Source organism: uncultured Streptococcus sp. (genome assembly GCF_938036805.1).
Classification (GTDB): domain Bacteria; phylum Bacillota; class Bacilli; order Lactobacillales; family Streptococcaceae; genus Streptococcus.
Window position 1 is genome coordinate 1 of sequence record NZ_CALHWC010000049.1, and the last position, 3702, is coordinate 3702.

Annotated in this window: 7 protein-coding genes; all 7 read left to right on the top strand. The window is 39.8% G+C overall.

Annotation, left to right across the window (positions count from 1 at the left end):
• The coding region (locus tag Q0191_RS01935; RefSeq protein WP_297663342.1) for a phage holin at positions 1 to 116 on the top strand (116 nt) is incomplete at its 5' end.
• Positions 117 to 210: 94 nt separating this feature from the next.
• A complete protein-coding gene (locus tag Q0191_RS01940; protein ID WP_048791890.1) occupies positions 211 to 585 on the top strand; it encodes a hypothetical protein in 375 nt (124 codons plus the stop codon).
• A 13-nt stretch (positions 586 to 598) separates the two neighbouring features.
• Complete coding sequence (locus tag Q0191_RS01945) at positions 599 to 1339, top strand: CHAP domain-containing protein (protein WP_297663332.1); 741 nt, start codon at positions 599 to 601, stop codon at positions 1337 to 1339.
• Between the two features lie 182 nt (positions 1340 to 1521).
• Positions 1522 to 1677 (top strand): hypothetical protein, encoded by a 156-nt coding sequence (locus Q0191_RS01950; protein ID WP_297663334.1) that lies wholly within the window; start codon positions 1522 to 1524, stop codon positions 1675 to 1677.
• A gap of 4 nt (positions 1678 to 1681) precedes the next feature.
• Complete coding sequence (locus tag Q0191_RS01955) at positions 1682 to 1819, top strand: hypothetical protein (RefSeq protein WP_297663336.1); 138 nt, start codon at positions 1682 to 1684, stop codon at positions 1817 to 1819.
• Positions 1816 to 2556: a DUF3553 domain-containing protein gene (locus Q0191_RS01960; protein WP_297663338.1), complete on the top strand. Its 741-nt coding sequence runs from the start codon at positions 1816 to 1818 to the stop codon at positions 2554 to 2556. Before Q0191_RS01955 ends, Q0191_RS01960 begins: the two co-directional genes overlap by 4 nt.
• A 229-nt stretch (positions 2557 to 2785) precedes the next feature.
• Positions 2786 to 3610 carry a DUF695 domain-containing protein gene (locus Q0191_RS01965; RefSeq protein ID WP_297663340.1) on the top strand — a complete coding sequence of 275 codons (825 nt, stop codon included), beginning with the start codon at positions 2786 to 2788 and terminating at the stop codon, positions 3608 to 3610.
• The last annotated feature ends 92 nt before the right edge of the window (positions 3611 to 3702 follow it).

Consider the following 3702-nt stretch of genomic DNA (forward strand, 5'->3'; position numbering starts at 1 on the left):
CAGGAGTCAATACATTCGTCTTAATCTTGGTTATTCTGGGTGTGGTCACAGACCCTACAACCGCTGGACTGTCTGATAGCCAGCGAGCTCTAGGCTATGATGAGCCTCATCAATAAAATAATAGAGCAGGCGCTGAAGCTTGCTCTGTTTGCTTTTGCTGCGGGCTACTTTTGGCTCACGGCCTTTGAAAAAATGAAAGGAAAATAAAAAATGACAAAAGTAAAAGTAACTGAATACGCAGAAGGAAATTTCCGTTTTGGCTTTGGGTCAAAACTCTATCTAGCTCGAAATGAGGAAGCACAAGTGCGAGCTCACATCTCTACACCAGCGACCCAACGCTGGGATAACGGTCAATATACATTAAACGAAAGAATCGCAGAAGGATTTAAGCCTGCGCATCCTGTCACATTTACAGCTAAAGTGATCGCTCAAGGTAAAATCCAACCACAAGCTGCAATTGACTTCGTCTTGATGCCAGACGGTCGTGTGCTGGTCAATGCTAGCAATGTGCGTCAGCTGCCTACACCGCTTGACATTGTCGGAGAGGTGACTTATATCATCGGCGCGAGTCAGTTTGATAAATAAGGGGGGAAATAAAATGGCAACAACAAATGATGTAATTTTGTTTGCTGAAAATCTGGCAAACGCTGGCGTAGGAACGGACGCTGACGGAGCTTGGGGTACACAATGCGTAGACTTACCAAATTCAATCTCTATCAACTTTTTTGGAAAAGCTTTGTGGGGAAATGCCATTGACCTGCTCAATTCAGCGGCCAGCCTTGGCTACGAGGTAGAGTACAATCAAGAGGGAAATCTTGATAGCAAACCACGAGCTGGGGCGGTCTTTGTTATGGATACGACCTACATCTATGGTCACGAATACGGCCATACAGGTCTTGTAATCGAAGATAGCGACGGCTACACCATGAAAACAATCGAGCAAAACATCGATGGCAATGCGGACAGTCTGTATATCGGTGGTCCTGCTCGATATAATACCCGTAACTTTGACGGTGTTGTTGGTTGGTTCTACTTCCCAACGGATGACACTAGCTATCAACCCGCTCCAACCATTCCTAGCGGTGATGGGTCAATCCACGAAGAGACCGGGACATTTACTGTCAAGGTATCTGCGCTCAATGTCCGAGCAGCTGCTGGCTTGAATGCCGAGATTGTGGCAGTCTATTCAGCTGGACAAGAAATCAATTATGATGGCTGGTGTGATGTTGATGGTTATATCTGGATCACATATATTGGTGGATCAGGGAATCGTCGCTATGTTGCAGTTGGTCAATCAAAAGACGGCCAGCGTATTACTGATTTTGGTAGCTTTAAATAAAAACCGCAGCGGAAACTGCGATAAATAAAAAATATCTTTCTTAAATTTTAATCTACCCCGGCCTTTCGGCTGGGGTTTTTTCATTTGCAAAAATTTTTTAAAAAAATTCAAAAAAAATTGTAAAAAGACTTGACTAACGCATTGTAATGCGGTATAATAAATAATGTAAGGAGGTGATACAAATGGACAACCTAGACGAGTGGCTTGCAAGGGTCACAGTTGCGGTAGGGATTGCAGTAGCAATCTCAAAAGAGAGTCGCTCTTGGTACCAAGTACTAAAAGAGCAAAATAAAAAAGCGAAAATCGCTCCCAAGTTTTTCAGACGGCGGAAGAGATAATCGCTTGAAGGTAAGAGAGCGAAAGCTCTCCTTGCCTTTCATTGTACAAGAAAGAGAAGGAAAAATCAAGATGAAAATTATATTATTTGTAGCAATTTTGGCGATCGCTATAGCTTGGTATTCAGGAGATAATAAAAAATGAGTAAAGCAAATTTTAACAAAATTCAAAAATTACTAAAGAATGTAACAGCCTATAAAATTTCTAAAGCGACTGGAATTGGTGACACTACAATCAGCAGATGGGTTACAGGAAAAACACCAATCGAAAAAATGAGTTTAGAAAATGCTATCAAATTGACAAATTATGCGGAGGAGCTAACAATGATTTCAGCAAAAGAACTACTTGAAACTATTAAAAATAACGATGTAGCGTATGCTATTGTAAATGAAGATGGAGCAGTTTATTGCAATCTTGGTACAAGTAATATCATGGATATCTACGGTATTGATGGCGAAGATGGGCATTTTTACGGTGTTTATGGTGATGTAGTTGGTGGACAGCTTGACAGTCGTAATGTCTCTGATGATGTTATTTTGAAAGCTATTCAACTAATGCTAGGGTTGGGTGATCCTGTAAAACGTTCAGAATTGTCTATGGGTTCAGATTTCAAACGGACATTTGTATATGGATATTTTGATGTAGTTGAATTGATGAAACAGTCTGGTCTTATTCAGTCTCAGGAAGAAAATGAGAAAGTCAAAGAATGGATTGAGGCTCACAAGGATGTTGTAGGATCAACTGTTAAACATCCATCATTCGGAACAGGAACAGTGCTAAAAATCAAAGACAACACAATCACTATTGATTTTGAAGATAAGGGAAGAAAATCTCTAGCACTCGAGGCGGTCGTAGAAAGTGACTTGCTAGATTTTGAATAAGACTTGGCAGGCTGGCAGCGCTGCTGGTCTGTTTTTATAATAATTACGATTCTTTTAGCTTTATCTTTGTATCGTAAAATTTTTGTGGTATAATATCTTAAAACAAAAATAGTGATTATAAATCACGGATACAACAAAGGATACAACAAATCTCTTATGGACTGTTTTAATAGTGTTTTAGGTACTCCCACCGGCTCCATAGGGATATGTAAATGAGGTTTTTGATGATATGAGTTTTTTTGGAAAAATCTTAGGGAAGAGTCAAGATAGTCATCTACCCATTGAGGAAGTTTCTGTTGATTTAGAAAATCTTCCGAATGAATGGGGCTCTTTTTCGACCCTTATTGATGACCGAATGGCTAGTATCCGTCTAAATTTAGCGTTGGATTCTATCGCTCCCTATCCATCCTATACTTATGCACTACGGTTGAGAATTGCTATTTTGAATGTTGATCCAGAAACAGGGTTTCCAGATTATGACGAATTTTCTAATTTGAACCTCATCGAAGATCGTCTTTCAGAAGCGATGAAGCGCATTGCGGCTATCTATGTCGGAGTAGTCATCACAGATGGTCATATAGAGTTTTATTACTATTTGAAAGATAGAGAGCAGCACATGCCGATTATTGCCCAAGTAATGGAGCAATTTTCGAAATATCAATATAATTCAGCTACTCTGGTGGATCCTGAATGGAAACAATACTTTGACTTCTTGTATCCAAATGAATATGAGTATCAATCTATTTTAAACCAGCGTATCTGGTATCGCTTAGAAAAAGACGGGGATGACCACAGTCAACTAAGGGAAATCACTCATAAGTTTAGTTTTGAGACTTACGATGATCGTGTTTCCTTTATGGGGGATGCCTCTGCTCTTGATTATGATATTTCTTCTAGAAAAAAAGAAGAAGGCGATCCTCGACCTTACAAACTAGAAATATCCCGATTCGATACTACAGAGCTCCCTAGCATCAACCAACATGTTTGGGAATTAATAGAAATTTCGAAAAAATATAACGGAAAGTATAGCGGCTGGAGCTGCAATGTGGTATAATGGATAAAGTTTTGAGAAAGCAAGTCTTTCTCTTTTATGGAAGATTACTCAAGAGGCTTAAGAGGCTGTGTTGGAAACGCAGTAGGCGTGTA

Excerpts from the sequence above, each read along its gene's own strand:
- Q0191_RS01960 (WP_297663338.1), top strand. The coding sequence starts at position 1,816 with ATGAGTAAAGCAAATTTTAACAAAATTCAAAAATTACTAAAGAATGTA.
- Q0191_RS01965 (WP_297663340.1), top strand. The coding sequence starts at position 2,786 with ATGAGTTTTTTTGGAAAAATCTTAGGGAAGAGTCAAGATAGTCATCTA.
- Q0191_RS01945 (WP_297663332.1), top strand. The coding sequence starts at position 599 with ATGGCAACAACAAATGATGTAATTTTGTTTGCTGAAAATCTGGCAAAC.
- Q0191_RS01950 (WP_297663334.1), top strand. The coding sequence starts at position 1,522 with ATGGACAACCTAGACGAGTGGCTTGCAAGGGTCACAGTTGCGGTAGGG.
- Q0191_RS01940 (WP_048791890.1), top strand. The coding sequence starts at position 211 with ATGACAAAAGTAAAAGTAACTGAATACGCAGAAGGAAATTTCCGTTTT.